General features: G+C 71.2%; 28 protein-coding genes. 16 read left to right on the top strand and 12 right to left on the bottom strand.

Annotation, left to right across the window (positions count from 1 at the left end):
• The first annotated feature begins 35 nt into the window (after positions 1-35).
• A complete protein-coding gene (locus tag FVE25_RS39400; protein ID WP_157252602.1) occupies positions 36-986 on the top strand; it encodes a hypothetical protein in 951 nt (316 codons plus the stop codon).
• On the opposite strand, the gene FVE25_RS39405 is transcribed toward FVE25_RS39400, so the two are convergent.
• Positions 972-1,685 (bottom strand): FHA domain-containing protein, encoded by a 714-nt coding sequence (locus FVE25_RS39405; RefSeq protein ID WP_157252603.1) that lies wholly within the window; start codon positions 1,683-1,685, stop codon positions 972-974. The genes FVE25_RS39400 and FVE25_RS39405 overlap by 15 nt on opposite strands.
• Before the next feature lie 122 nt (positions 1,686-1,807).
• Here FVE25_RS39405 and FVE25_RS39410 point away from each other — a divergent pair, with 122 nt between their 5' ends.
• The 4 genes from FVE25_RS39410 to FVE25_RS39425 all read left to right on the top strand — a co-directional run bounded on the left by FVE25_RS39410 (position 1,808) and on the right by FVE25_RS39425 (position 3,400).
• A complete protein-coding gene (locus FVE25_RS39410) occupies positions 1,808-2,002 on the top strand; it encodes a hypothetical protein (protein ID WP_157252604.1) in 195 nt (64 codons plus the stop codon).
• Positions 1,999-2,433: a nucleotide exchange factor GrpE gene (locus FVE25_RS39415; RefSeq protein WP_157252605.1), complete on the top strand. Its 435-nt coding sequence runs from the start codon at positions 1,999-2,001 to the stop codon at positions 2,431-2,433. Before FVE25_RS39410 ends, FVE25_RS39415 begins: the two co-directional genes overlap by 4 nt.
• A 96-nt stretch (positions 2,434-2,529) precedes the next feature.
• Positions 2,530-3,123, top strand: a complete 594-nt coding sequence (locus FVE25_RS39420) for a hypothetical protein (RefSeq protein ID WP_157252606.1) — start codon at positions 2,530-2,532, stop codon at positions 3,121-3,123.
• Positions 3,101-3,400, top strand: a complete 300-nt coding sequence (locus tag FVE25_RS39425) for a hypothetical protein (RefSeq protein WP_157252607.1) — start codon at positions 3,101-3,103, stop codon at positions 3,398-3,400. The genes FVE25_RS39420 and FVE25_RS39425 overlap by 23 nt, the downstream gene beginning before the upstream one ends.
• A gap of 166 nt (positions 3,401-3,566) precedes the next feature.
• Here the strand turns inward: FVE25_RS39425 and ilvD are convergent, their stop codons facing one another.
• Together ilvD and FVE25_RS39435 are read right to left on the bottom strand one after the other, a co-directional pair.
• On the bottom strand, positions 3,567-5,405 hold the full coding sequence (gene ilvD, locus FVE25_RS39430; RefSeq protein ID WP_157252608.1) for a dihydroxy-acid dehydratase: 1,839 nt from the start codon (positions 5,403-5,405) through the stop codon (positions 3,567-3,569).
• 192 nt (positions 5,406-5,597) lie between these two features.
• Positions 5,598-6,377 (bottom strand): thioesterase family protein, encoded by a 780-nt coding sequence (locus tag FVE25_RS39435; RefSeq protein ID WP_246268146.1) that lies wholly within the window; start codon positions 6,375-6,377, stop codon positions 5,598-5,600.
• A 73-nt stretch (positions 6,378-6,450) separates the two neighbouring features.
• Between FVE25_RS39435 and FVE25_RS39440 the strand changes: the two genes are divergently transcribed.
• Positions 6,451-7,158, top strand: a complete 708-nt coding sequence (locus tag FVE25_RS39440) for a TetR/AcrR family transcriptional regulator (RefSeq protein ID WP_157252610.1) — start codon at positions 6,451-6,453, stop codon at positions 7,156-7,158.
• Here FVE25_RS39440 and FVE25_RS39445 read toward each other — a convergent pair.
• On the bottom strand, positions 7,143-7,925 hold the full coding sequence (locus FVE25_RS39445; RefSeq protein WP_246268148.1) for a nuclease-related domain-containing protein: 783 nt from the start codon (positions 7,923-7,925) through the stop codon (positions 7,143-7,145). The genes FVE25_RS39440 and FVE25_RS39445 overlap by 16 nt on opposite strands.
• 191 nt (positions 7,926-8,116) lie before the next feature.
• Between FVE25_RS39445 and FVE25_RS39450 the strand changes: the two genes are divergently transcribed.
• Both FVE25_RS39450 and FVE25_RS39455 read left to right on the top strand, forming a co-directional pair.
• Entirely contained in the window at positions 8,117-9,523 is a 1,407-nt protein-coding gene (locus FVE25_RS39450) for an amidase (RefSeq protein ID WP_157252612.1), read from the top strand.
• A 54-nt stretch (positions 9,524-9,577) separates the two neighbouring features.
• Positions 9,578-10,303, top strand: coding sequence for an FHA domain-containing protein (locus FVE25_RS39455; RefSeq protein WP_157252613.1), 726 nt, complete (start codon positions 9,578-9,580; stop codon positions 10,301-10,303).
• Here the strand turns inward: FVE25_RS39455 and FVE25_RS39460 are convergent.
• On the bottom strand, positions 10,269-11,843 hold the full coding sequence (locus FVE25_RS39460) for a serine/threonine-protein kinase (protein WP_157252614.1): 1,575 nt from the start codon (positions 11,841-11,843) through the stop codon (positions 10,269-10,271). The two genes, FVE25_RS39455 and FVE25_RS39460, sit on opposite strands and share 35 nt — an antisense overlap.
• Before the next feature lie 90 nt (positions 11,844-11,933).
• Here FVE25_RS39460 and FVE25_RS39465 point away from each other — a divergent pair, with 90 nt between their 5' ends.
• The 5 genes from FVE25_RS39465 to FVE25_RS39485 all read left to right on the top strand — a co-directional run bounded on the left by FVE25_RS39465 (position 11,934) and on the right by FVE25_RS39485 (position 16,338).
• Positions 11,934-12,224, top strand: a complete 291-nt coding sequence (locus tag FVE25_RS39465) for a hypothetical protein (protein WP_157252615.1) — start codon at positions 11,934-11,936, stop codon at positions 12,222-12,224.
• 6 nt (positions 12,225-12,230) lie between these two features.
• Positions 12,231-12,593 (top strand): TPM domain-containing protein, encoded by a 363-nt coding sequence (locus FVE25_RS39470; RefSeq protein WP_157252616.1) that lies wholly within the window; start codon positions 12,231-12,233, stop codon positions 12,591-12,593.
• Positions 12,594-12,950: 357 nt separating this feature from the next.
• Entirely contained in the window at positions 12,951-13,904 is a 954-nt protein-coding gene (locus FVE25_RS39475) for a helix-turn-helix transcriptional regulator (RefSeq protein WP_157252617.1), read from the top strand.
• A 263-nt stretch (positions 13,905-14,167) separates the two neighbouring features.
• Positions 14,168-14,641, top strand: a complete 474-nt coding sequence (locus FVE25_RS39480; protein ID WP_157252618.1) for a helix-turn-helix transcriptional regulator — start codon at positions 14,168-14,170, stop codon at positions 14,639-14,641.
• 665 nt (positions 14,642-15,306) lie between these two features.
• The gene (locus tag FVE25_RS39485; protein ID WP_157252619.1) at positions 15,307-16,338 is read left to right on the top strand and encodes a serine hydrolase; all 1,032 of its coding nucleotides are present in this window, start codon (positions 15,307-15,309) and stop codon (positions 16,336-16,338) included.
• Between the two features lie 185 nt (positions 16,339-16,523).
• Here the strand turns inward: FVE25_RS39485 and FVE25_RS39490 are convergent, their stop codons facing one another.
• The 3 genes from FVE25_RS39490 to FVE25_RS39500 are packed head-to-tail and all read right to left on the bottom strand — an operon-like array spanning position 16,524 to position 18,111.
• Complete coding sequence (locus tag FVE25_RS39490; protein ID WP_157252620.1) at positions 16,524-16,736, bottom strand: FmdB family zinc ribbon protein; 213 nt, start codon at positions 16,734-16,736, stop codon at positions 16,524-16,526.
• Positions 16,737-16,745: 9 nt separating this feature from the next.
• Complete coding sequence (locus tag FVE25_RS39495; RefSeq protein WP_157252621.1) at positions 16,746-17,558, bottom strand: GNAT family N-acetyltransferase; 813 nt, start codon at positions 17,556-17,558, stop codon at positions 16,746-16,748.
• Between the two features lie 46 nt (positions 17,559-17,604).
• Positions 17,605-18,111 (bottom strand): HNH endonuclease, encoded by a 507-nt coding sequence (locus tag FVE25_RS39500; RefSeq protein ID WP_157252798.1) that lies wholly within the window; start codon positions 18,109-18,111, stop codon positions 17,605-17,607.
• Positions 18,112-18,374: 263 nt separating this feature from the next.
• Here FVE25_RS39500 and FVE25_RS39505 point away from each other — a divergent pair, with 263 nt between their 5' ends.
• The 3 genes from FVE25_RS39505 to FVE25_RS39515 are packed head-to-tail and all read left to right on the top strand — an operon-like array spanning position 18,375 to position 21,643.
• Positions 18,375-20,483, top strand: coding sequence for a prolyl oligopeptidase family serine peptidase (locus tag FVE25_RS39505; RefSeq protein WP_157252622.1), 2,109 nt, complete (start codon positions 18,375-18,377; stop codon positions 20,481-20,483).
• Positions 20,484-20,513: 30 nt separating this feature from the next.
• Positions 20,514-21,296, top strand: coding sequence for a helix-turn-helix domain-containing protein (locus FVE25_RS39510; protein ID WP_157252623.1), 783 nt, complete (start codon positions 20,514-20,516; stop codon positions 21,294-21,296).
• Positions 21,293-21,643 carry a VOC family protein gene (locus tag FVE25_RS39515; RefSeq protein ID WP_157252624.1) on the top strand — a complete coding sequence of 117 codons (351 nt, stop codon included), beginning with the start codon at positions 21,293-21,295 and terminating at the stop codon, positions 21,641-21,643. Before FVE25_RS39510 ends, FVE25_RS39515 begins: the two co-directional genes overlap by 4 nt.
• On the opposite strand, the gene purU is transcribed toward FVE25_RS39515, so the two are convergent.
• Genes purU through FVE25_RS39535 form a run of 4 tightly spaced genes read right to left on the bottom strand, consistent with a single transcriptional unit; the run spans position 21,640 to position 26,881 of the window.
• Positions 21,640-22,482 (bottom strand): formyltetrahydrofolate deformylase, encoded by an 843-nt coding sequence (gene purU / locus FVE25_RS39520; RefSeq protein WP_157252625.1) that lies wholly within the window; start codon positions 22,480-22,482, stop codon positions 21,640-21,642. The genes FVE25_RS39515 and purU overlap by 4 nt on opposite strands.
• Complete coding sequence (locus FVE25_RS39525; RefSeq protein ID WP_157252626.1) at positions 22,479-24,854, bottom strand: GcvT family protein; 2,376 nt, start codon at positions 24,852-24,854, stop codon at positions 22,479-22,481. Before FVE25_RS39525 ends, purU begins: the two co-directional genes overlap by 4 nt.
• Positions 24,851-25,774 (bottom strand): LysR family transcriptional regulator, encoded by a 924-nt coding sequence (locus FVE25_RS39530; RefSeq protein WP_157252627.1) that lies wholly within the window; start codon positions 25,772-25,774, stop codon positions 24,851-24,853. The genes FVE25_RS39525 and FVE25_RS39530 overlap by 4 nt, the downstream gene beginning before the upstream one ends.
• A gap of 6 nt (positions 25,775-25,780) precedes the next feature.
• Positions 25,781-26,881: a pyridoxal-phosphate-dependent aminotransferase family protein gene (locus FVE25_RS39535; protein ID WP_157252628.1), complete on the bottom strand. Its 1,101-nt coding sequence runs from the start codon at positions 26,879-26,881 to the stop codon at positions 25,781-25,783.
• Positions 26,882-26,958: the final 77 nt, after the last annotated feature.

Consider the following 26,958-nt stretch of genomic DNA (forward strand, 5'->3'; position numbering starts at 1 on the left):
ACGCGACCTTGCCCCGACCGTGAGAAAGTGATCACGTGGACCCGACTCGTGAGCTGCTCGTCGCCCTCGCCCGCCGCTACGCCTTCGCCGACCTCGGCGCGCTGTGCCCGGACGAGGACGTCGCCGCGGCCTGCGAGTTCGGGCAACGACTGCTCTCGCTCGACGCCGAGGACTTCGCCGTCGAGGCGCGAGCCGTACCCGCGGACCTGCGCCGGCGGGCACGGGCCTGCCACATGCCGCAGACGCCGCGCGAGACGCCACGCGGCGCGCTGGAGTCGCTGCGTCCCGCCTACGGCCTGCTGCTCGAGGTGATCGCGATCCGGTGGTTCCGCCGCGAGCTGAGCCCGATGATCGCCGCCGTCCACATCGCCAGCGAGTACCTTCCGCTACTGGCCTTCGAGCCGCAGCTCGGCCACGCGGGCGACCCGGGGCGCTGGCCGGCCGGGCTGAGCGCCGAGGGCAGCCGGTTCGGCGTGATCGGCGACCGCGACTGCGACCACACCAAGTCCGAGCAGTCGGCCACCAACCGCACGCTGCGCGTGGCCGGCGAGCCCCCCGAGGGCTGGCGGGCCTACTTCGACCGCCAGCACAGCCAGGTCGCCGGGGCGCTCGGCGTCTGCGCGGCCACCTGCCGCAAGCCGTGCACGGCCCTGGACTGGATCGCTCCCGAGCCCCGCGGCGGGCTGAGCACCCGCGCCCGCAGCGCGCTGGCCTTCGCCGACACTCCCCTGGTACGGCTGCGCCACGCCGCCCCCGTCGGCCACGGTTTCGGCGTGCCCTCTCCCGAGGAGGTGCTGGACGCGTGGGAGCGCAGCCGGGCGGCGCTGGACAAGAACGACGTCGGCGCGGCGGCGCTGAAGGACGACGGGTTCCCGCTGCCCGGCCTGCCCTCGCTGGTCTCGGCGATCGCGGACCACCAGATCCCGCCCTCGACCCTGCTGAAGGGCGTCAGCGAGCACGTGGTCCGGCTGCTAGAGCGGCGGTAACAACACCAGGTGGGCCCGGGTGACCAGGCCGAAGCGCAGCGCGTGCCTGACCACCGCGCAGGGCCGCCAGTCGATCCCCCTGACCTGCCCGGGCGGCTGGAGCCGGAACTTCGCGCCCGCCAGGAAGTCCACGTGGTAGTCGACCGCCGAGCGGCTCAGGCCCGTCGGGGCCAGCCGGTGGCGGATCTGGAGGACGCTCGGCACGACGTCGCTGCCCGGATCGCGCAACTGGGGCTCGCACAACGCGGTCAGCACGAGGAAGTACGTGGCCCCCGGGTCCAGCGGATACGGCGGGTACGACGGCAGCGGCCCGGCCGTGTCGTGCTCGGTGGCCAGGCGGCGTTTGAGCGGCGCCAGCACGAGAAACGTCAGCTGGTCCTGCAGGCCGGGCACCCGCACCCTGGCCGTCTCGAAGGGGATCGGCGCGTCCACGGTGCCGGGCGTCAAGCGGACGAACCCACCGCCCTCCAGGTTCTCCACGACGTAGGCATGGCGGCGGGAGAGGTTGGAGATCTCCCAGTAGTCCTTGACCGCGCTCAGCACCCCCGCCTCCTGTGACACGGCGGGGTCGTCGAGCCGCAGGTCGACCGGCATCCCGGCGGCGCCGCGGCCGAACGTGATCGACTCCCCCGGCCGCAGGCGCCGGGTCTCGACGTCGAGGCCGCCCAGGAAATCACGCCGGACGGTGATCACTTCCACTACCGGAGCATAGGCCGCGGATCCGGGTCACATAACGTCATCTTCGTGCCATTGGCCGCAACGGCACTGGCGTGGCGGGATTCCACTTCCGAGCATGGAGACCCCGGTCGTGGAGACGTGGCATGGACGACTTCCACTGCAGAGTGATGGCGATCAACCAGAGGTTCCGGCGTCGGGAACGTACCAAGGCGCCGGAGAGTCTGTTCGACGGTACCCGGCGGCAGGCAGCTGCCGGAATCCTGGCCGAGGGAGGGGACGGTCAGGCTCCGGCCCGCACGCCTGCCGCCGGGCTGATGCGCGCTCTGGAGACGTCATGAGCGCCGACCTGGCGGGCAAACTCGACGTCCTGACCGACCTGTTCAAACGCCGCCTCTCCGACGACCTGGACAAGCGCAAGCTGCTGGAGGAACAGGCCAGGCGCATCCAGCAGGTCGAGGGCGGGCTCTTCCGCGACCTGCAGTTGCCGCTGGTGCTCGGCGTGGCCGCCGTCATCGACCGCCTCGACCGGCACGAGGGCGAAGGACAGGAGCACTCGCACGCCATCCGGGACGAACTGCTCGACCTGCTCGAACGCAACGGCATCCGGCAGGTGGCCACCGACAGGGGATTCGACCCCGCCAACCACGAGGCGATCGCGGCCCGCGCCGAGGCGGGCCACCCGCCCGGCACCGTGCTCGAGGTCTGGAGCCGCGGCTACGCCCGGCACGGCTGGGTCTTCCGGCCGGCACGGGTGGTGGTGGCCAGGTGAGTCCCGCCCGCCCGAGCGTCGCCCGCCTGAGCGTCGCCCGCCGCAAGGAGGAGACGCACGCAGCCGGGGTGGGCCCGGCACCCGATCCAGGCCGCGGTGCGGCGGACGACGAACGGCGCATGGGAGACGGCGGATGCCACGACCGCCCAGTACGCGCCGGGACGCGCCCGTCTGCCCTTCTCAGGGGCCGAGTGGGGGTCTCTCGGCACCGCGGCCCCTTCGCCACCTGCGGACGGCGCCTGCCGCGAGGCGCCGTCCGCGGTGGTCGCCTGCGACCCCAGGCCGACCGGGGCGCTCGGGGTCCTCGGCGCGACGCTGCCACGTTCGCCGACGGGCGCGGACGAGCCGGCCGGACAGGCGAACCACCCGGTCCGCGTGCAGCACGCGTGGACCGGGCGCCTGACCGGCCTCTCGTTCGAGGACATGGAGGTTCGCCAGATGAGTGAGATCCGGCAGCAGTGCCGCGAGGTGGCCGAGCAGTCCACGGAGGTCGCGGCGGACATCCAGGCGTTCGACGCGACGTTCGCGCAGGCCGTCGCCAGGGTCCAGGAACTCGTCGACGCCTCCGCCACCGCCTCCGACCGGCAGATCCTCGCCGTCCTGCTGGAAGCCTCCCAGGCGGTGCGCGCCGCCGCCGAGGCCCTGTACGGCGCAGCCAAGACGGCCGGTGACTGTGCCGACCGGGTATGAGATGCCGCACGCGCCCTCGGACCTGGAGCGGAACGTGCTGGCGCTGGTCGAGATCCTGCGGGAGGCGGACCGGGTGGCCGCCGAGCTCTACGTCACCGCCGGGCGGATCACCCGCCTGGCCACGATGCTCGGCGCCCTGCCCGACCCCAGCGCCTGGACCGCCGCCGCGATGCTGAACCAGGCAGCCGCCACGTGTGTGGCGACGGCCAACCTGCTGCGCCAAGCGGGCAAGCTCGGCGCGGATTGGGCCTGGCAGACCATGTGGCGAGCGCACTGACGCGTTCACGCATGCCGGACCGTGGTTTCCCACCCAGCGGGTCTTCTTCGGCCGTGACGGCGGGTCGTGTGTCCGACGTGAGAAGCGACCCCCACGACCTGCCTCAGCCAAGGTCGGCGGGTGGTGTGGGGGCGGCTTCGCCGTACTTCTTCTGGAGGGAGAGTCGCTAACGGGAGAGCTGCGAGAGGTCGCGCGACGCGCCCGTGGAGGCGGACGTGGTCATCGCGGCGTACGCCTGGAGAGCGGCGGAAACAGGACGCTTCCGATCGCGGGGGCGGTAGCTGCCGAGGTCGGCGAGCAGGCGCTCGCGGCGGGCGGCGAGTTCGGTCTCGGGCACGCGCAGCTCCAGCCCGCGGTTCGGGATGTCGATGTCGATGATGTCGCCATCCTCCACCAGCGCGATCATCCCGCCCTCCGCCGCCTCCGGGGAGGCGTGGCCGATCGACAGCCCCGAGGTGCCGCCCGAGAAGCGGCCGTCGGTGACCAGCGCGCACGCCTTGCCGAGGCCCTTGCCCTTCAGGAACGAGGTCGGGTAGAGCATCTCCTGCATGCCCGGCCCGCCCTTCGGCCCCTCGTAGCGCACGACCACGACGTCGCCCGCCTTGACCTTGCCGCCGAGGATGCCCTCGACCGCGTCATCCTGCGACTCGAAGACCACCGCGGGGCCGGAGAACTTCCAGATCGACTCGTCCACCCCGGCCGTCTTCACCACGGCCCCGTCGCGGGCGATGTTGCCGTAGAGGACGGCCAGGCCGCCGTCGGCGCTGTAGGCGTGCTCGCGGTCGCGGATGCAGCCCGCGGCGCGGTCGAGGTCGAGGTCGTCCCAGCGGTTGTCCTGCGAGTACGGCTTGACCGTGCGCACGTTGCCCGGCGCGGCGTGCCACAGCTCCAGCGCCTCCGGCAGGACGGCCGGCGAGACCGGGTCCCACTCGGCGATGACCTCGGCGAGCGTGCCGCCGGTGACCGTGGCCACGTCGCGGTGGATCAGCCCGGCGCGGTCGAGTTCGCCAAGGATGCCCGGAATGCCGCCGGCGCGGTGGACGTCCTCGACGTGGTACTTGTTCGTGGCCGGCGCCACCTTGCACAGGCACGGGACGCGCAGGGAGATCTCGTTGATCTCCTTCAGGCCGAAGTCCACCTGGCCCTCGCGCGCCGCCGCCAGGATGTGCAGGATCGTGTTGGTGGAGCCGCCCATCGCGACGTCGAGCGCCATCGCGTTCTCGAACGCCTCACGGGTGGCGATCGCCCGCGGCAGCACGCCGGCGTCGTCGTCCTCGTAGTAGCGCTTGGCCAGCGCCACGACGGCCCGGCCGGCGTCCTCGAAGAGCTGCTTGCGCCGCCGGTGGGTGGCCAGGATGGTGCCGTTGCCGGGCAGCGCGAGGCCGATCGCCTCGGCCAGGCAGTTCATGGAGTTGGCGGTGAACATGCCCGAGCAGGAGCCGCAGGTCGGGCAGGCGTTCTCCTCCATCTCCAGGAGCTCGGCGTCGGAGACGCTGTCGTCGGCCGAGGCGATCATGGGGTCGATGAGGTCGAGCTTCTTGCCCGGCGTCTTCCCGGCCTCCATGGGCCCGCCGGAGACGAAGATGGTGGGGATGTTCAGCCGCATGGCGGCCATGAGCATGCCCGGCGTGATCTTGTCGCAGTTGGAGACGCAGATCAGCGCGTCGGCGCAGTGGGCCTCGACCATGTACTCCACCGCGTCGGCGATCAGCTCGCGGCTGGGCAGCGAGTAGAGCATGCCGTGGTGGCCCATGGCGATGCCGTCGTCCACCGCGATGGTGTTGAACTCACGCGGGATCGCCCCCGCCTCGCGAATCGCGCCCGCGACCACCTCCCCCACCTCGCGCAGATGCACGTGACCAGGGACGAACTGGGTGAAACTATTGGCCACCGCGATGATCGGCTTGCCGAAATCGCTCCCGGCTACGCCGGTCGCCCGGAGGAGGGCCCGGGCGCCGGCCATGTTCCTACCGTGGGTGACCGTACGTGACCTGAGGGCGGGCATGATGCTTCTCCCATCGCTTGTGAGTCTTCACATGGTACGGCTATCGCCCGATTACTGAGACGGTTGTCCAGAGTCCGGGACGGACGGAGCCGGGATCCACGCGTGGCGCCATGGGGTCACATGACCGCGCTGCGGGTCGGAGACGGCCCCCTGGTCCGGGACCGGCCCCTTCACGATACCGCCACCGAGTACTCAGGCGGCAGGCAGGCGGACCGCGGCGAGCTGGGTGGACTGCGCCACCAGGCGGCCCTTGTCATCCCACACGTGCGCGACCTGGTCGATGCGGTCGCCGCCGACGTCGGTGGCGGCCAGCCGCACGCGGACCGGCCCGGGCGCGGGCAGGCGGCGGATGTAGGCGCTGAGCTGGATCGTCGGCATCCAGCCCGGCACCCCGAGGTCGAACGTCACCGGCGGGACGGGGTCCAGGGCGACGAGCAGGCTGAGCGGGTCCCAGTCCGAGCCGTCGCCGAGACGCTGCCAGGTGGCGATGACGCCCTTCTTGGACGGCTGGCCGAAGGCGAAGGCCAGGTGCCCGGGATGGATCCGCTCCTCGATCACCCCCATGAGCGGCACCGGGAACGGGGCGCCCGGCGGCTGGACCGGGACCGGGAAGCAGTCCTGCTCCGGCGGGAGGTCCACCGGCTCCGAGGCGGTCCACCAGGGGTCGGACTCGTCCAACCGGCCCAGCGCGATCAAGGCGGAGACACGGGGCCTGCCCTCCTGCGACAGCTCCACGCGGACCTGGGCGACGGATCTGCCCACGCGCAGGCGGGTGACGCTCAGGTCGGCGTGGCCGGGGCTGGGGGCTTCGAGGAAGGCGCCGCCGGCCGCGGTCACATGAGGGTGGGCGGCGCCCGCGTCCGCCACGGCGGCACGGGCGAGGACGGCCAGCAGGTAGCCGCCGTGGAGCTTGTCGGCCACGGCCCACTCGGGGTCGAGGGTGGCGGCGTAGCCGTCTCCCCGCGGGGTCACAGCGGTCGCATCACGAAATATCGCCATAACGTCAGGTTGACAGCGTTAACCTAACGGCGTCAATGTGATGTGCATGACCAGCACGACCAGGACCAGAGCACGACGGGGAGAAGGCGCGCTGCTGCGGGAGGAGATCCTGCGGGCGGCCGAGGACCTGCTGGCCGAGCACGGCAGCGAGGACGCGCTCACGATCCGCGCCGTGGCCGCCCGGGCCGGCATCTCCACGCCCTCGGTCTACCTCCACTTCGCCGACAAGGAGGCGCTGCTGGAGACGGTCTGCCTCCGGGTGTGGGACGAACTGGGCCGCCTGTTCCGGGAGAACGCGGGCGGCGACCCGTTCGTGGCGCTCGGGCGGTGCGGGCGGGCCTATGCGCGGTTCGCGCTGACGCATCCGGTGCAGTACCGGGTCCTGCTCATGCGCAGCACACCGGAGGGGCCGGCCCAGGCGGCGACGGAGTGTTTCCGGCACATGGTGGCGGTCGTGGAACGCTGCGTCGAGTCCGGCATCCTGCGCGGCGACCCGGAACGGCTGGCGCTCACGCTGTGGTCGGCGGTGCACGGGTGTGTCGCGCTCGTCCTGGCCCAGCCCGGCTTCCCGTGGCCGGACGTGGACGAGCTGGTCAACCAGGCGGTGATCGTGGCGGGGTTCGGCAGCGCGATGTTGTCCAGGGTGCCGCCGGAGGGCGTCCCGGCCAGCGCGGAACTGGCCGAGGACCTCGACACACTGGCGGAACGGCTCAGGAACCGCCGGCCGTACCGGAAGGATCAGGCGTCGCCGTAGCGGGGCGGCAGGACGCTCTCGGCGATCTCGTACAGGCGGTTGATCTCCTGCTCGGTGAGCGCGTGCTCCCGCTTGGTGATCCACCTGCGCGCCCGGGCGCCCTCGTAGACGTCCACGCCGCGGATGGTCATGATCTTCCACGGCACCGGCGGCCCGTAGATCGCCAGGGACGGCACGACGGAGACCTCGCGGCCGTACGCCTTGCTGATCAGCTCGCTGGCCTGCGTGGCCTCCATCTTGGCCTCGGCGAGCCTGGCCTTCATGTCGAAGGGCCCGTGGAAGAGCTTCTTGCCCATCTGGACCCGGACCGGCAGGCGTTTGTCCCACTTCTCCGAGTCGACCGCATACACACCGGTGGGGCCGATGACCAGATGGTCGATCTGGGCCTCGCTGCCGGGGATCGCGCGGGCGTGGAGGGTGCGGTAGCCGCTGCGTTCGAGGCGCTTGAGCTGGCCTTCGGTGCGGCGCTCCGCGACGGAGGCGCGCCGCCAGGCGGGCACGGACGAGGCGGACCTGGCGCGGTAGACGGTGTCGGCGATGGCCGCGGCGATCGCGGCGGTGACGCCGACCCGCCAGTCCATGACGAGGATGCCCACCACCACGCCGACGACGGTGGCCACCAGCGCGCGATTTCGCAGGCGGCGATAGCGGGGCTGCCCGAGCAGCACCCGGACCGAGGCCCGCTCAACCGGGGCATACGTCGACGCGGGCGTCGCCTTGGGCGGCTGCGCAGCCGCCCTGCCCTCGTCTTCCGGCCTGTCACTCACCCAGATCGGTGACGTATTGTGACCGTCTTCTCGCTGGAGGTCGGAGTCCACGTAACTCACGGTAGCTTGCTGATCGACTGGTTTCCTAGTGTTAGGGCGTCCATAGTTTTATGGCCCAGGTCATCGTGTTCCACGTCCGATTTCCGGGTATCTATTACATCCCCCGCTAGAGATCCCTACTGTTCGGTAGTGTGAGCGAACTTCATGAACTATCCGCTCTTGACCAGGGCAAAGCGATCAGGGACGGCGACCTCTCACCGGTCGAGCTGACGCGTTTTTACCTCGATCGCATCGAGCGTCGTAACGCCGAAATAGGCGCCTACGTCACCGTCACCGCCGAGCGGGCGCTCGCTCAGGCGGCGGCCCTGGAACGTGACCTGCCCGGCGGCCCGCTGGCCGGAGTGCCGGTCCCGGTCAAGGATCTGAACTTGGTCAAGAACGTGCCGATCATGTTTGGATCCGCCGCCTACCAGGGCTTTGTCGCGCCCGTGGACGACAGCGTGGTCGAGCGGATGAGCGCGGCGGGCACCGTCATGCTCGGCAAGACGGCGACACCGGAGTTCGGCCTCCCTTGCTACACCGAGACATATCTGTCACCGCCCGCCCGCAGCCCGTGGGACCTCACCCGCTCGGCCGGCGGGTCCAGCGGCGGCGCGGCCGCGGCGGTGGCCGCCGGGCTGGCGCCCCTGGCACAGGGCAGCGACGGCGCCGGCTCGATCCGCATCCCCTCCTCCGTCTGCGGCCTGTACGGCATCAAGCCCACCCGTGGCCGCATCAGCTTCGCCCCGATCATCCCGGACCTCGCGGGGATGTCCACGAACGGGCCGATCGCCAGGAACGTCGCCGACGCCGCGGCGCTGCTCGACGTCATGGCCCACAACAACCCGGGCGACCTGTATCTCGCGCCGCCGCACGAGGGCACCTTCCTGGAGTACGCCACCCGGCAGCCGGGCAAGCTGCGCATCGCCCGTTACGCCACGCCGGCCGTACCCGAGGCGGAGCTGGATCCCGAGGTGCTGGCCGCCTACGAGGAGTCGGCCAAGACGCTGACGGCGCTCGGGCACGAGGTCGTCGACATCGACCCGCCCTTCGGGCCGGAGCTGGTGCCGCAGTTCGTCACGCTCTGGTATGCCTTCGCATGCATGCATCCGGTCGCCGACGACCAGATCGCGCGGCTGCGCCCGCTCACCGCCTGGCTGCGCGAGCGCGGCTTCGCCACCCCGGCGCCGGCCTTCCTCCAGGCGCAGGCGGCGCTGCAACTGGCCACCCGCGCCGCGCTCCAGGTCACCAACGCCTACGACGCCGTGCTCACGCCGACCGTGACCCAGCCGCCGCGGCCGGTCGGCTGGTTCGAGGAGGGCGACGACCCCGAGCTGACCTTCGAGCGGATGAAGCGCTTCGCCGCCTTCCCGCCGATCTACAACGTCTCCGGGCAGCCCGCGGTGAACCTGCCCCTGTACTGGACCGAGGACGGCCTGCCGATCGGCGTCATGCTGGCCGGGCGCATCGGCGGCGAGGGCACGCTCATCTCGTTGTCGGCCCAGATCGAGGCGTACAAAGGCGGCTTCTGGGGCGACCGCCGGCCCGATATCTGGTAACCCCTGAAACCTTACAGATGGCAGACGAGAGGGCGAGAACGTACAACCATGGCCATGCGCACCGTGCTCATCCAGACCGACACGGCCGTGGCGGCCGAGCTGAACCCCGGTGAATCCGCCACCTTCGGGCGCGGCGCCGACGACGTCCCCGTGGACATCGTCATCGCCGACCGGGCCGTGTCCCGCCTGGCGGGGCGCATCACGGCCGTCGACGACTACTGGCTGATCAGCAACCTCACCGCCGACCGCACCTACGTGGTCGAGAACCCCGAGGGCGGCGGCGAGTTCGTCAAGGTGCCGCCGCAGCGCATGGGCATGCCGGTGCCCTTCGAGTTCTCGCGGGTGATCCTGCCCGCCGAGCACGGCACGACCGGCTTCCTCGTCTTCGCCCCCGAGCACGTGTACGGCAAGACCGCGACGGCGGCCGCCTCGGGGGCGACCACGATGGGCGTGTTCCCGCTGGATCGCAGCTCGAAGTACTTCCTCATCCTGGTGGCGCTGTGCGAGCCGCGCCTCAGGGACCCGTCCAGCACGGTCGTGCCGACGGTGCCCCAGCTCATCGAGCGCCTGGCGGGCCACGGGCTGACCAGGAGCGGGGTCAACTTCCACATCGACTACCTGGCCAGGACGAAGCTGCGGGTCAAGCAGGCCGAGGACGCGGGCAAGGCCGACTGGCAGCGTGCCGCCCTGATCAACCTGGCGTTGCGGTTCAACCTGGTGACCGATGCCGATCTGAGGTTGCTGCCTAGCGGATCCGGTACTCGTCCCGATATTTCATGACCGCTTCCACGTGGGGGCGCACGGGACGGGGAATGCCCTGGTCGCGCAGCATCGCATTGACGCTGGTGCGATACAGGCCCACGAGGTTGGCCGCCGGGTCGCCCGGGAGCGAGGAGATCTGGTGGCCGAGGGTGCAGAAGAAGCGGCCCATGGACGGGATGGACAGCTCCGGGCTGAAGGGCGGCTTCGGCTCGGGCTTGGATCTGCCGCCGGGTTGCCAGTAGTGCAGCACTCGGGGGGTCCAGCGGGCGATGCCGTACTCGTCCTTCCCGGGGTCGTTGAGGTTCGGGTCGAAGTCGCTCTCGACCTTGAGCATCGCGGCGATCAGGGCCGGCGACAGCCCCGGGATGTTGTCGCACCAGGTGCCCGCCTGGACGATGAGGTCGCGATACTGCCGCGGCACCGGGGCGTCGGGGCGCAGGTCGTTGCCGCCCGTGACCGTCGGGCTGGCCGAGGGGCCCATGGTCGGCACGTCGGGCGGGGCGCCCGCGCGTAAGAGCAGCACCGCCCCGGCCACGCCCGCCACCAGGATCCCGCCCAGAGTCGCCAGCACCCAGACCGGCACCAGCCGCCACTTGGACCCGCCCGCGGCAGGCGGCTCCCCCTGCAGCTCACCTGAATCCCGCACCTTGCCCGGAGCTTGCAGTTCACCCGAATCCTGCAGCCCACCGGAAGCCTGCTGCCCGCCCGAATCCTGCGGTTCGCCCGGAGCCTGGAGCTCGCCCGAGGCCGGTTCTCCGCCCGGTCCTGAGCCGAGCGCCTCCTCACGCAGCACCCGCCCGAACTCGGCCACGCTCTGCCAGCGCCGCTCCGGCTCCGGGTCGATGGCCTTCATGATCGCCGCGCTGACCCGTTCCGGCACCTCCCCACGCAACCTGCGCGGTGCCAGCCGTACCGCACCCGAGCCCGGAACCTCGCCCGTCAGCATGTGATAGGCGAGGGCGCCCAGCCCGTGCACGTCCGCGCGCTCGTCGGGCGCGCCGTCCAGGCGCATCTGCTCCGGCGCCATGTAGCCCGGCGTGCCCGCGGCGATCGTGTGAACGGTGGCGTCTGCCAGCGCCCGGGCGACGCCCAGATCGGCCACCATCGCCCGCTCGCCGCCGCCGGTCATCGAGCGCATCAGCACGTTCGACGGCTTGAGGTCGCGGTGCACCACGCCGAGCCGGTGGAGTTCGCCCACCCCCTCGGCGACCTCGCCGAGCAGCTCAAGCGCCCGCTTGACGGGCATCGGCCCCTCGAGGAGCCGACCAGAAAGCGTCCCCATATCCGCATATGTCATGACGAAGTACGGCCGGCCATCGGGAAGCTCGCCGATGTCGTGCACCTGGACGATGTGCGGCGAATCCGCCTGGCGCAGCAACCTGGCCTCCTTGACGAACCGCTCACGCACGTCCGTCTCGGCCGCCCAGTTCTCGGCCAGGACCTTGATGGCCACGTAGGAATCCAGCCGGTCGTCCCGGGCCAGCCACACGGACGCGAACGCACCGGTGCCGAGTGTCCGCTCAACCGGGTAACGACCGATCGCATCGGGGGTATCCACAGTCGTCCTGACCTCTGGTCGGGGATCTTGGTTCCTGACTCTCTCATATGAGGTCTGGCCGGGCGACCGATGGCGGATTACGGTCTTGGTGTGAGCAGCGCGTGGCAGATCCTCGGCTTCCTCCTCGGCACCTCATTCGGCGTCTTCGTGCTGATCAGCCTGCTGGTGCTGGTCCCGGGACGCGGCTCGGCGCGCAGGACGGCGGAGGGACCCGTCTGGCTGGGCGGGCCGTCCAGAAGCGAGCACGGCGTCAGCACCTCCGATCTGGTGCTGGCCGACCGGACCGCGCGCTGGGCGCCCGCACCCGAGATCGACTGGGTGGCGGCGGCCGAGACCGCGGAACCCGGACGGCGCGTTGGCGGAGCGACGGCAGGATGGTGAGAGACGATGCGCATGCTGACCGCGGCCCAGTCCGATGACTTACGGCAGGCCCTCCTCCTGGCCGAGCGGCGCAGCGGCCTGCGCTTCAGCGTCTTCCTCGGCAAACCCGTCGGCGGCCGGCGCCACTTCGCCGAACGCCTGCACGCGGCGCTCGGCCTCGACGCCGACACCGGCGTCCTCGTGCTCGTGGACGTCGAGGGACGCGCCCTGGAGATCGTCACCGGGGAGAGCGCCAGGAACCGGCTGCCCGACAGCGCCTGCAGGCTGACGGCGATGTCGATGGCGACCGCGTTCAGCGTCGGAGACCTGGCCGGTGGCCTCCTGTACGGCATCGCCGCCCTGGGCGAACAGGCCACCGCCCGCCGCTGACCCCACCCGACCACAGGCCCCAACCCCACGAACCATCCACCCACAACACCCCGTCCACCCACAAGGCACGACCACCCGCCCATCACCACAGGCCCACTCGACCACAGGCCCCATCCAGACGCAGGCCCCATCCAGAAGCAGGCCCCACACGACCACGGCCACCCAGTCGCGAGCCTCATCCGCGACCACGGGTCCGGCCTCGCCGCGGGTTCCTGAAGCCCTGCGAGCTGTGTGCCTTCTTGACCATCCCCGCCACTGAATGTCAGGAATTTCCACACAGCGCCGAGGAAGGCGGTCATGCTGTGGTTTCGACAACGGCGCGGGCCGGGCTGAGCCCCGCCCCACGAGGAGGGTCAGATGGCGGAGAACAGCCTCGCCGGGCTGGTGAGCCCGCAGGCGCAGGCGCTCTACGACCGGCTCACCGTCAGTGGTGCGCTAGAGCTGGACGTGGACGTCGACGAGGACGCGCCGGAGACCCAGGAACTGCTGACCATGGGCGTGGCCTTCCGCGGCGGCGAGGGCGACGCGCTGCTCAGGCCGATCGGCACCGCCGCCGCGCTGCGCCTGCTCATCGACCGCGAACACGCCGAACTCGTCGGCCGCCAGGCCCGCCTGGCCACCGGCTGGCGCACCTTGGTGGGCAGGCTGGGCGCCCACGAGGACCACCAGGAGACCACCCAGATCAGCGGCATCCAGGTCATTCCCACCATGGCCGAAGCCGCCGCCAAGGCCGTGGAACTCTACGCCGCCGGTACCCGCCTGGTCCGCGCCGCCTTCACCGTCGCCTTCGAGACCGAGCCCACCCCGCACCGCCTGCTACTCCCCCCGCCCGCCGCGCTGGAGGCCGGCGCCCGCTACCTGGGCCTGTACGACGCCGCCTACAGCAGCGTCCCGTGGGGCAGGCGCCTGATGAGCGACTCGGCCGTAGCAGGCGAAACGGTGCGCATGCGCCGCGAGATCCCCACCAAGATGATCCTCGTGGACGACGCCCAGGCCCTGGTCGCCGCCGCCGCCACCGGCCTGCCCGCCCTCCTGGTCACCTCACCGGACCTGCTGCGCATGCTGGCCGACTGGTTCGACCTGATGTGGCGGGACTCGGTGGACACCGAGGGCGAGGACATCCCCCTGACCCGCGCCCAGCGCCGCGTGGTCCTCCAGCTCGCCGCGGGCAAGACGGACGAGCAGATCGCCCACGAGGCCGGCATCAGCGTCCGCACCGTCCGCCGCCACATCGCCGTCGCCATGCACGCCCTGGGCGCCGAAACCCGCTTCGCCGCCGGCGTAGCCGCCACCCGCAAGGGGTGGATATAGCTGCTTCTGGGTGCGGACGCAGCCCCTTCTGGGTGTGGACGTAGCCCCTTGTACGGCACAGCCCGCCTACCGCCACCCGCCGACGCCGGCGGGCGCAGGTCGGCGGGATCGCTTCTCACGTCGGACGTGGTACCCGCCGTTACGGCACCGCGTCAGCCCCTCCCGTGGCACCCGTCACCCAGGGCCCCTCAGCCCCCTCGATCCCGCACACGCTTTCGAAAAATGTCGGTGGCGAAGGCTACTCTCTGGGTATGGGTATTGATGTGAAGGCTCACACTCGCCCGCTGACGACCGCCGAAATCGCCGCTCTCGCCCTCTCCCTCGCCCACCTGGGAGCCGGCCCGCAAGCCGTCACCGCCCGGCGCGGCCTGCGCAACACCTTCGAACACCTCGACCTCGACGACGACGTCATCGCCACCACCCTGGCGACCCTCACCGAGCCCATGCCCGCCGACGTGGCCTCGCGCGCCCGGACCATCGCCGACGCCATCACCAGCCGCCTCATGATCCGGCTGCACTACCAGGACGCCGGCGGCCACATCACGGTCCGCAATGTGGAGCCGGTGACCTGTCTGGTGCACCGGGAGTACTGGTACCTCGTGGGCGTGTGCCGGATGCGCCGGGCCATCCGGGCGTTCCGCTTCGACCGCGTCCTCGCCGTCGAACCCACGCTCACCCCGGCCCGGCCCCACCTGGCCGACCGGTTCCTGCCCTTCCAACGCCGCAAGGTGGCCTAACCAGGACCGCGTGCCCCCGCGGACAACGGGGTCAGGGGGCACGCCCGCTCAACCCGCCACCGCTCAGACCTGCCGTCCGGGCGGGGACCCGGGCCTGCGGTGGCCTGAGGGTTCGCGCGGCGCCGGGCTGCGGCCGGCCGGGCATGGTGCGCCCCTAGGTGTCTACCGGATCCGCACGGCCAACCGCCCGGGCCAACACGGATCCACACCCCCCTTGCCCTCGGCCGCGGATCCACACCAGCCGTGGCCCTGGGCTGCAGATCCACATCAGCTGTGGCTCTGGGCTGCGGATCCGCGCCAGTCGTGGCGCCGACGTGGGCAGCAGGTTCGAGCCCGGCGAGATCTGGCGCCGTTTCAACCTCCGGGCCGGGACGGACCGGAGGGAGCCCGCGCGGCCCGGTGCGTGGAACCGTGCCGGTAAGGGCCTGGTCGGAGTGCGGGACTGGGCGGGCGGCCCGCGGAATCTGCGCCGGGCGGACCGGTGGCGGCCCGTGGAACCGGAGCCGAGCGGGCTCGAGGGCGGCCCGTGGGACCCCAGGCCCTCGCGGGTCGGAGGCGTCGTGAGTCGGGGGCCGGGGGCGTCGCGGGTTGGGATGGAAATCTTGACTGTGGGCTAACCTGTTCTGCCCCTGGTCGTTGGCGGGGTGGCTGGCAGGCTCGCGCTCATGCGCGTTCGGGGGATCTCGCTCATCGCCGCCCTGGCGGTCACCGTGTCCGCCTGTGCCGATGTGGCCGCCGGGATGTCACGAGCCGTGCCGGGGCCGGGCTCCGCGGTGCCGGCCGTGGCGGATGTCGCCTTGCAGGCGGGCGCCGGATACGAGCCGCCCATGGGCACGGTGCTGGTCCTTTCGCTGGAGCCGGCGATACCCCGGGAGGCGGTGGCCTCGGATGAGGCGGTGCGCGAGCCGTTGCCCGAGGAGCGGCGGCAGCGGCTGGATCGGACGTTGAAGCGGTATCTGGGCGAGCGGCCGGGGCGGGCGTCGGTGGCCGTGTATGACCGGAGCACCGGAACGCGGTACGTCTACCCGGACCGCGAGCCGTTCCTGCTGGCCAGTGTCGCCAAGGTGGACATCCTGCTGGCCCTGGTCCTCAAGACGCAGGACGCGGGCAGGCGGCTGACCAAGGACGAGCGGCAGCTGGCCGCCAAGATGATCCGCTACAGCGACAACGACTGCGCCCACGAGCTCTACCAGGCCGTCGGCGGTGTGCAGGGGATGACCGGGGTGCTGCGCCGGTTGCGGATCCGGCACACGTGGCCGCGGTCGTCCTGGGGCACGACGCTCAGCCGTCCGGCGGACCAGGTGAAGGTGCTGGATCGGCTCACCGACCCGGACGGGCCGGTCAACGCCGCGAACCGGCGCTTCGTGCTCGGCCTGATGTCCACGGTGACGCGGGATCAGGCGTGGGGGGTGAGCGCGGCGGCGGGCGACGGTCAGGTCGCGCTCAAGAACGGCTGGTTGCCCGCCGGCGCGCACGGCGGCCTGTGGACGATCAACAGTGTCGGCCGCCTGCAGACCGGCGGGCACGACTTCCTGCTGGCCGTTCTGTCGGAGCGCAGCCCGGCCATGGGAACGGGTGTGGAGACGGTCGAGGACGTCGCCCGCGTGGTGGTCAAGGCGCTGTCGCGCGAGGAGGCTCCGGCCGCGGCGCTGATCAAGGCCGCCGCCCCGGTCAACCGGGCACCGGCCTACCGATAGCGCACCGCCGTACCGGCAAGGCTCCGGTCAGCCGGGCACCGCTCCACCGATGACGCACCGCCGTACCGGCAAAGCGCCGGTCAGCCGGGCACGGCTCCACCGATGACGCGCCGCCGTACCGGCAAAGCGCCGGTCAGCCGGGCACGGCTCTACCGATACAGTGCCGCCGTACCCTGACCCGGGCGTCAGCCGCCGCAGCACCCGCCCCCGCAGCACCCACCCCCGCCGCCACCGCCGCGCGGCGCGGCGGCCCCGCCGGTCATCGCGACCGTGGACAGCAGCTTGACCGTGTCCTCGTGTCCGTGCGGGCAGGTGGCGGGGTCGTCGGAGGCGGACATGGGGCGGGACACCTCGAACGTGGCGCCGCAGGCGCGGCAGCGGAAGTCATAACGCGGCATGCCCCTAGGTTAGGCCGCGTAGGTGACGTGGGCGTAGTCCGCGTGGGGGACGTAGCCGATGGACTGGTAGATCGCGTTGCTCGTGGGGTTGGCCAGGTCGGTGAACAGGACGATCTCCTTGGCCCGTTCGTCGAGGCCGCACCGGCTGGCGTGGGCCGTCACGGCGGCGCCGTACCCCCGTCGGCGGCAGGACGGCGGGGTGTAGACGGGGCCGATGCGGCTGACGCCGCCGACGGCCGTGGACAGGGCGGCGAAGGAGACGGGAGCCCCGTCGGCGATCCACAGGTGGATGTCGCCGGAGGCGATCCTGCGGGCGACGCGGTCGGTGGGGTCCTCGTGGTCGGCGTTGAGGCCGATCTCCTGACCGCAGGACTGGAACCAGCTGACCAGCAGCGGCAGGTCGCCGGGGCCCGCGCGGCGGGCGGTGCCGGGGACCGCGGGGTGGGCGAGGGCGCCCAGGCGATACAGGCGCTCCTCGACGGTCCGGGTGAGGGTGGCGCCGCGGGCGGTGGTGAAGGCGGTGACGAGGGCGCGCGGGCCCATCACTTCGGGGGTGGGGCGGCCGGCCAGGGCGGCGGCGAGTTCGGTGACGGCTTGCGCGGGCATCACGGCCAGGCCGAGCGGGGCGGGCGGGGTGCGGAAGGCGGCGCCGCGGACCTGGCCGTCGACGGTCCACCAGCCGTAGTAGGCGCCGTCCGTGGCCATTCCGGCGCGTACGGCGGCCATGACCGTGAGGGGGACGGTGTTGCCGATGGGGTCGCCGAGCAGGAAGGCGGTCGCGGCCTCGGGGAAGGCCGTGATGTCCGCGGTGAAAGACCACATGCCGCGATCTTCGCAGGTCGTGGCATGTGGCTTCAAAGGGGTTACGTCAGGCGGCGGCCTCCAAGTAGGGCGCCCACTGGGGGTCGCCGACCATGGAAGCGCCGATGAGCCGCCAGTGGGCGCCCCGTGGCACCGCCGGGGAGACGCGTAGCGACCACCCGAGTTCCTCAAGGAACTTGTCCGCCTTGCGGTGGTTGCACGGCGTGCACGAGGCGACGCAGTTCTCCCAGGTGTGCGTGCCACCCCGCGAACGCGGGATGACGTGGTCGATGGTCTCCGCCTTCTGACCGCAGTAGGCGCACCGGTAGTCATCGCGCCGCATGAGCGCCGCCCGGGTCAGGGGGATACGGGACCTGTACGGGATTCGGACATATCTCCTGAGCCTGATCACGGACGGGACGTCGAGCGTACGGCTGGCCGAACGGAGCACGGCCCCCCGGCCGTCCCGGTGGACGACGTCCGCCTTCTCTCTCAGCACCAGGATGATGGCCCGGTGGAGCGAGAGCGTGGTCAGCGGCTCGTAGGTGGCGTTCAGTAGCAGGACTTGGCGCATCACGGGGACTCTCCCCGCAGGGCGCGTATCAAAGGGGACATGCCGTGGCATGTCCCGGCTGGCGGCCCCTCCTGGGGCACTGATGCTTCCGTCACGTGGACCTCCGCCGGACGGCCCGACGGATGGTCACCACGGCGCCGCCCACTGCCCAAGTCTGTCGTCAAATGCGCACATCCCGCCACCCGTTAACGAACTAGAGGGACGCACGGTGTGTTTTATGCCCGGATCACCTGCGCTTTACGCCCCGCCGGTAGGGTCAAGCCATGTACCCGACAGCACGCCGCGAAGACCTTGTTGATGACCTCCACGGTACCCCCGTTCCGGACCCGTATCGATGGCTGGAGGATCCGGACGGCCCGGAGACGAAGGGCTGGCTGCTGGGGCAGGAGGCGCTGTTCAGGGAGCAGGTGAAGCCGCAGCGGTTCCGGGAGCGGATTGAGGAGCTGCTGCAGTCGGGCTCCGTGGGCGTTCCGGCGTGGCGTGGCGAACGGTATTTCTTCTCCCGGCGCCTGCCCGGCCAGGAGCACGCGGTCTACTACGTGGTCGATCCGGACGGCACCGAGCGGGCGCTGATCGACCCGATGGCGATCGACCCTTCCGGGCTGACCACGCTGGACGCGGTGCAGCCGGACAAGGAGGGCCGCCTGCTCGCCTACCAGATCTCGGTGGGCGGTGACGAGGAGTCGGTGCTCTACGTGATCGACGTGGCGACCGGCCGCCGCCTGGAGGGCCCGATCGACCGCTGCCGCTACGCCCCGATCGCGTGGCTGCCCGGGGGCGAGGCGTTCTACTACGTGCGCCGTCTGCCGAGCACGGAGGTCCCGGAGAACGAGCGGCAGTATCACCGCCGGGTCTACCTGCACCGGATCGGCACGTCCACCGAGGACGACGTGATGATCTTCGGTGAGGGGCTGAAGATGACGAACTACTACGGCGTCTCGGTCTCGCGTGACGGCCGCTGGCTGCAGGTGTCCTCGCACGAGGGTACGGCGCCGCGCAACGACGTGTGGGTCGCCGATCTGGAGTCCTCCCCGATCGACGACCCGGAGCTGGTCGCGGTCCAGGAGGGCGTGGACGCGCAGACCGGGCTGCACTTCGGCCGCGACGGCCGCCTGTACGTGCACACGGACCGCGACGCGCCGCGCGGCCGGATCTGCGTCGCCGACCCGGCCGAGCCGCAGGTGTGGACTGACCTGATCCCCGAGGACGACGAGGCCGTGCTGTCCGACTTCGCCATCCTCGACGATCCGGAGTGGAGGAGCCCGGGGGGAGAGAGCGACGAAGGAGCCAACGAGCCCCGAAGCGGCCACGACCATAAGCACGAGCGGCCGGTCATGCTGGTCGGCTGGACCCGGCACGCGATCAGCGAGATCACCGTGCACGACCTGGCGACGGGCGAGCGCCTGGGCGAGGTGCCGACGCCTGGACTGGGCACGATCGGCGGCATCGCCGAGCGCCCGGAGGGCGGCCACGAGGCGTGGTTCGGATACACCGACAACACCACCCCGCCCACGATCCAGCGCTACGACGCCCGCACCGGCGAGACCACGCTGTGGGCCGCCTCCCCCGGTGCGGTGGAGGTGCCGCAGGTCAAGACCTCGCAGGTCGTCTACCACTCCAAGGACGGCACCGAGGTGCGCATGCTGGTCATCGAGCCGGTGGACCGCGACGGGCCGCGCCCGGCGATCCTCAACGGCTACGGCGGCTTCGGCATCTCGATGACGCCCGGCTACTCGGCCTCGATCCTGGCCTGGGTGGAGGCGGGCGGCGTCTACGCCATCGCCAACCTGCGCGGCGGCGGCGAAGAGGGCGAGCAGTGGCACCGCGACGGCATGCTCGGCAACAAGCAGAACGTCTTCGACGACTTCCACGCCGCCGCCGAGCACCTGATCGCCACCGGCGTCACCACCGCCGACCGGCTCGGCATCTCCGGCGGCTCCAACGGCGGCCTGCTCGTCGGCGCGGCGCTGACCCAGCGCCCCGAGCTGTTCGCGGCCGTGGTCTGCTCGGCGCCGCTGCTCGACATGGTGCGCTATGAGCTGTTCGGCCTGGGCGCGACGTGGAACGTGGAGTACGGCTCGGCCGAGGATCCGGAGGGCTTCGGCTGGTTGTGGGGCTATTCGCCCTATCACCGGGTGCGTGAGGGCGTGCCGTACCCCGCGACGCTCTTCACCGTCTTCCAGTCGGACAGCCGCGTGCACCCGCTGCACGCGTGGAAGATGTGCGCGGCGCTGCAGCACGCGACGAGCGGCACGGGCCCGATCGTGCTGCGCAACGAGACGGAGGTGGGGCACGGCGCCCGCTCGCTGAGCCGCACCATCGACCTGTCGTCCGACACCCTGACGTTCCTGGCCAGGCACACGGGGCTCTGAGCGGGCCGGCGGGCCGCCTATAGTCGGAGTGTGGACGGCCTGACCGTGCTCGAGCGGGTCCCCGGACCTGCGCTGCGGCCGTACGTCACGGTGTTGTGCGCCTACCGCGAGCGCTATGCGCGGCCCGTGACGCGGCTGGAGTCCGCGATGCCCGGGGCGGTGCTCATCTTCGGCTTCGGCGCGCCGATGGAGGTGGGCGGCGCCCGGTTCACCTCCTTCACCGGCGGCCTGTCCGACCGCTACACCGCCACGCGCGTCTCCGCGCCGACCGAGGGTGTGGAGGCCCTCTTGACGCCGTTCGGGGCGCGCAGGTTGTACGGCGTGCCGATGCGTGAGCTGACCAACCTGATCGTCCCGGCCGACGATCTGCTGGCGGGCTGGGCGGAACGGCTGGGCCAGGTGGAGCGGTGGGCGGACCGGCTGGCGCTGGCCGAGGCCATGCTGACCGAGCGCATCCTGCACGGGCCGGACGTCCGGCGCGAGGTGGACTGGGCGTGGGCGCGGCTGCTGGAGTCGGGCGGAGCGCTGGGCGCGGCGGCGCTGGCGGCCGAGCTGGGCTGGAGCCACCGGCACCTGGTGGCCCGTTTCCACGACGAGGTGGGGCTGGCGCCGAAGGCCGCGGCGCGGGTGATCAGGTTCGGCCGGGCGCATGCGATGGTGCGCTCCGGCGTCCCGATCGCGCGGGCGGCGGCGGCCTGCGGCTACTACGACCAGGCGCACATGAACCGGGACTTCCGCCTGATGTGCGGGCGGACGCCCGGTCAGATTTTTCCAAGACCCCAGGTGGGGGCCGCGGCAGACTCGGTGGCATGACACGCACGGTTTTCGCGCTCGCCCGCTACCAGGATCCCGCCGCGGGGATCGACTTCCTGGCCGCCGCCTTCGGCTTCGCCGCGCACGAGATCTCCAAGGACGACTCGGGCTCAGTCGTCCACGCGGAGCTGCTGGTCGGCGAGGACATGATCATGATCGGCCGGGGTGAGCCCGGCGGCCCCGGCGTCTATGTCGCCGTCGACGACCCCGACGCCCACCACGACCGCGCCAGGGCGGCGGGCGCCGAGATCACCATGGAGCTGGTCGACCAGTCGTACGGCTCGCGCGAGTACGGCTGCAAGGATCCCGAGGGCAACCTCTGGTACTTCGGGACCTATCGCCCCTAGCGCGGGAAGACGATGGTCTTGTGGCCGTGGAGCAGCACGCGCTGCTCGGCGTGCCACTTCACCGCCCGCGCCAGCGCCACGCACTCGACGTCGCGCCCGATCTGGACGAGGTCGCCGGCGGAGTGGCTGTGGCTGACCCGCGCGACCTCCTGCTCGATGATGGGGCCCTCGTCGAGGTCGGAGGTCACGTAGTGCGCGGTGGCGCCGATCAGCTTGACGCCGCGCGCGTGCGCCTGGTGGTACGGCTTGGCGCCCTTGAACGACGGCAGGAACGAGTGGTGGATGTTGATCGCCCGCCCGGCGAGCTTCTCGCACAGGTCTTCCGAGAGCACCTGCATGTAGCGGGCCAGCACGACCAGCTCGGCCTGGTAGTGCTCGACCAGCGTCAGCACCTCGGCCTCCTGCTTCGGCTTGGTCTCGGGGATGATCGGCAGGTGGTGGTAGTCGATGCCGTAGGACTGCGTCAGGGGGCGCAGGTCGGGGTGGTTGGAGGCCACGCCGACGACGTCGAGGTCGAGGGAGCCGGAGCGCACCCGGTAAAGCAGGTCGTTGAGGCAGTGGTCGAACTTGCTGACCATGATGAGCACGCGCATCTTGCGGGCCACGGCGCGCAGCGTGAACTCCAGGGCGAAGTCGGGGGCCAGGGCGGCGAAGGCCGTCCTGAGCTCGTCCTCACCGATGGGCGAGGTGAACTGGACCCGCATGAAGAACCGCTCGTCTCCGAACTGCTGGCTCTCCTTGATGTTGCAGCCGTGCTCGGCGAGCAGTCCGGAGACCGCGGCGACGACACCGGGCCGGTCCGGGCACGACAGAGTCAGGACATATTCGGATGTGCTCATGCCTTCACTCTCGAGGAGGTGGGATCGTAGGGCGCCTTACGGCTGATCTGGGCAGAGTACAACCCTCCGGCGATATCCACCTGCGCCTTCTCGATGGCCGGGCCGGTGACGAAGCCGAGCGCGACCGCCACGCCGAGCGTCGGGCTGTGGGCGGCCGAGGTGACGTAGCCGACCGGCGCGCCCTCGTGCAGCAACGACTCGCCGCCCCACAGATGCGCCTCGGGGTCGTCGAGCACGATAGAGACGACGTGGCGGCCGGCGGGCTCGAGCGCGTGTTCCTCCCCTCGGTAGCCGCCGCTCTTCCTGCAGGTGAAGCCGAGTCCCGCCGCGGCGGGCGTGACCTCGGGACCGAGCTCGCGACCCCAGGCGCGGTAGCCCTTCTCGATGCGCATGGCCTCGACGGCGTAGTAGCCGGCCTGGGTGATCCCGGTGCCGAGCAGCGTCTCGTAGATGGTGACCGCGAACTCGGCGGGCACGTACAGCTCCCAGCCCAGCTCGCCGACGTAGGTGACCCGGGTGGCCCGGACGGTGGCGTAGCCGAGGTCGACGAGCCGCGAGGTGCCGAAAGGAAACACCCCAAAATCCGCCTTCGACACGCTTTGCAGGATTTTTCGGGATTTAGGGCCCATGACGCTGAAGACGGCATATGCGCTGGTGACGTCGACCAGCACGGCGCGATTGTTCCCGATGCCCTTGGCGAGGTGGTCGAAGTCCCGGGTGGCCTGCGCCGAGCCCGTCACGATCAGGTACTCGTCGTGCGCCACCCGCGTCACCGTCAGGTCCGCCTCGTAGCCGCCCCGGTCGTTGAGCAGGCCGGTGTACACCACCCGGCCCACCTCCACGTCCACCTCGGCCGTGCACAACCAGCGCAGCACCGCCGCCGCGTCCGGGCCCTTGAGCGTGAACTTGGCGAACGAGGTCTGGTCGAACAACGCCGCCTGGTTCCGGCACGCGGCGACCTCGGCGTCGACCTGCGGCTGCCACTCCGGTCTGCCAAAGGTGTACGGCGCCGCCGTACCGAAGTAGTTGACCCGCTCCCAGCCCATCTTCGAGCCGAAACACGCGCCCGCGGCGGCGAGCAGGTGGTGCACCGGCGAGCGGCGCAGCGGCCGGGCCGTCTCCAACTCGCGGTTCGGCCAGGACATCGCGTAGTGCAGGCCGAGCGTCTCGCTCACCCGGTCGCGCAGCCACGTGTCGTTGTCCGCCCAGCGGGCGAAGCGGCGCAGGTCGGCGGGCCACAGGTCGGTGGCGGGCGCGCCGTTGACGATCCACTCGGCCAGCGCGCGACCGGCGCCGCCCGCCGAGGCGATGCCCGCGGAGTTGAAGCCGGCCGCGACGTAGAAGCCGCGCACCTCCGGCGCCTCCCCCAACAGGAACATGTTGTCCGGCGTGAACGACTCGGGGCCGTTGTAGAACATGCGCACTCCGGTCGTCTCCAGGGCCGGGACGCGGTGGATCGCGTTCTCCATGATGATCGAGAACTGGTCCCAGTCCTCCTCCAGGAGCCGGAACTCGAACGGGTACGGGATGCCGTCCATCCCCCACGGCTTGGCCTGCGGCTCGAAGCCGCCCACGACCAGGCCGCCGACCTCCTCCTTGAAGTAGGCGTAGCCGTCCGGGTCACGCAGCACGGGCAGGTCCGGGCGCACGCCCTCGATCCGTTCGGTGACCACGTAGAAGTGCTCGGCCGAGTGCAGCGGGACCGTCACCCCGGCCATGCGCCCGATCTCCTTGGCCCACTGGCCGGCGCAGTTGACCACGTGCGCGGCCTCGATCTCGCCCTGGTCGGTGAGCACGCCCGTGGCCACGCCGTTCCCGACGCTCACGCCGGTGACACGCACCCGCTCGAAGACCCGGACCCCGCGCCTCTGCGCGCCTCTGACCAGCGCCTGCGTGAGGTCGGACGGGTTGGCCTTGCCGTCGCCGGGCAGCCAGACGCCGCCGACCACGTCGTCCACCCGCATGACCGGCCACAGTTCCCCGGCCTCGCGGGCGGAGATGATCTCGGCGGTGACGCCGTAGTTGCGCGCCTGGGCGGCGGTGCGCCTGAGCTGCGTCATCCGCTCCTCGGTGCGGGCCACGCTCACGCTGCCGCACCGCTTCCAGCCGGTGCCGAAACCGGTCTCGGCCTCCAGCCGGGCATACAGGTCGGTGCTGTACTGGATCAGCCGGGTCATGCTCTCGGTGCCGCGCAACTGGCCCACGAGGCCGGCCGCGTGCCAGGTGGTGCCGCACGACAACTGCCCCTGCTCCAGCACGACGACGTCGGTCCAGCCCAGTTCGGCCAGGTGATAGGCCACGCTGGCGCCGACGATGCCGCCACCGATGATCACAACCTGGGCGCGGGAGGGCAACGCCCCGTGGTCACTCAAGAAATGCTCCTCAGCCGATTGATCCCCGGCCAGCTGCGGACATTGCGCAGCATGTCGATGAACGCCTTCTCCGCCGGCCCGAGAAGCCGGTCCCGGCGGTGGGCCAGCACGATCGGGCGCGGCTGCGGCACCGGCGCGACCGCCACCGCCGCCAGCCGCCCGTCGGCCAGCTCCTGCTCGACGCAGTGCTCCGACAGCAGCGAGACGCCCAGCCCCGCCGCGACGGCCTGCTTGATCGTCTCGGGCCCCCAGATCTCGGTACGGCCGGCCGCCTCCAGCCCCCACGTCTCCAGTGCCCTCTCCTGGAGCTCCCTGGTGGACGAGCCGGGCTCGCGGATGAGGAACAGCTCACCGGCCAGCTCTTCCGGCTCCGCCGTACCGTGACTGGAGAGTTTGTGCCCGGGGTGGGTGATGAGGACGAGGCGGTCCTCCAGGATCGGCTCGCTGACCAGTTGCGCGGCGCTCGGCTCGCCCGCCAGGACGGCCACGCCGATCTCGCCGTCGACCAGGCCGCGCTCGACCTGCTGGGCGTTGCCGACCTGGATGCCGATCTCGATGCCCGGATGCCGGTCGCGGAAGGCGGCCAGCAGCGGCGGCAGCAGGTAGGTGCCGACCGTGGTGGTGCCGCCGGCCACCAGTGTGCCCGTCTGCAGCCCCGACACCTGCCGGATGGCCGCGACCGCCTCGTCGGCCAGCAGGAACACGCGCCTGGCGTACTCCAGCATGACCTCGCCCTCCGGCGTGAGCCGGATCCGCGCGCCGCTGCGGTCGATCAGGGTGGCCCTCAGCCCTTGCTCAAGCTGCCTGACCTGGTGCGACACCGACGGCTGGCTCAGGTAGAGCTTTTGCGCGGCGGCCGAGAAGCCACCGCATTCGACGACGGTCATGAAGATCCAGAGCCGGTGCAGGTTGAGCTGCATGGTCGGTTATCCCCTAGCTGCCTCGATGGATTCGCGGAGCGCGTCCTCCAGCGCTTCCAGCCGGTGCCAGGGGATCTCCCCCATCGTGCAGATCCGGAAGAAGTCCTTCGACAGCTGCCCTTGACCGGCGTAGACAACGTAGCCACGCTTTTTGAGCTCGTCGTGAAGGGCGTCGTACGTCACGCTTTCCGGGAGATGAAGCATCGTCACGGTGTTTGACCGGAATTGTTCATCTACAAGCACTTTGAGGCCGAGCCTGGCGAACTGCCCGCGCACCAGCGCCGCCCGCTCCCGGTACAGCCGCGTGCGCGCCGCGAACCCGCCCGCCTCCTCGAACTCCGCCAGCGCCTCGTCGAGCGCGTAGCAGACCTGCACGGCCGGGGTGAACGGCACGTCGCCCTTGCGCTGGCCCTTGAGGTAGCCGGCCGCGTTGAGGTACAGGCTGCGCTCGGGCACCTCCTGGAGGCGTTCGATCGAGCGGTCGCCGCACAGGATGAACGACATGCCCGGCTGCCCGTGCAGGCCCTTGTTCGCGGTGCCGCAGATCACGTCCGCCTGGGCCTCGGCCAGGTCCTGGTCCTCGATCGCGGTGCCGGAGATCGCGTCGATCACGAACAGCGCGCCGTGCCCGGCGACGGCCTCGCCGATCTCCTTGATCGGGTTGATCAGGCCGGTCGTGGTCTCGTGGTGCACGCAGACGACGGCGTCGACGTCCGGGTGCCGCGCCAGCGCCGCCCGGACGGCCGCCGGGTCGGCGGGAACCGTCCAGTCGCTCCTGACCTCGTGGAACGGGATCCCGTGCGCCTTCGCGATCTTGATCATCCGATCGCCGTAAACGCCGTTGTTCACGATGATCACGCCGCGTCCCTCGCGGACGGAGCTGATGACCGCCATCTCCATGGCCGCGGTGCCGGACCCCGTCACCAGCAGCGCCTCGTGGGTGCCGCCGAGGTTCAGAACGCGGGGCAACGCCTCCCGGATCCGGGACAGCAGCTCGGTGAACTCCGGCTCGCGGTGGCACAGGTCGCCACGGAGCAGGGCGTCCTTGACCCGCTTCGAGGTACACGCCGGGCCGGGATTCAACAGAATGAGCTCTTCGTCCATCATCCACTCGATCTTGGGTAGGTATCGGGCATTACGGACGCTACTGGGGGACTCCTGCACGGGACAGCCGTCTTTCGCCT

Source organism: Nonomuraea typhae (assembly GCF_009760925.1).
GTDB classification, from domain to species: Bacteria; Actinomycetota; Actinomycetes; order Streptosporangiales; family Streptosporangiaceae; genus Nonomuraea; species Nonomuraea typhae.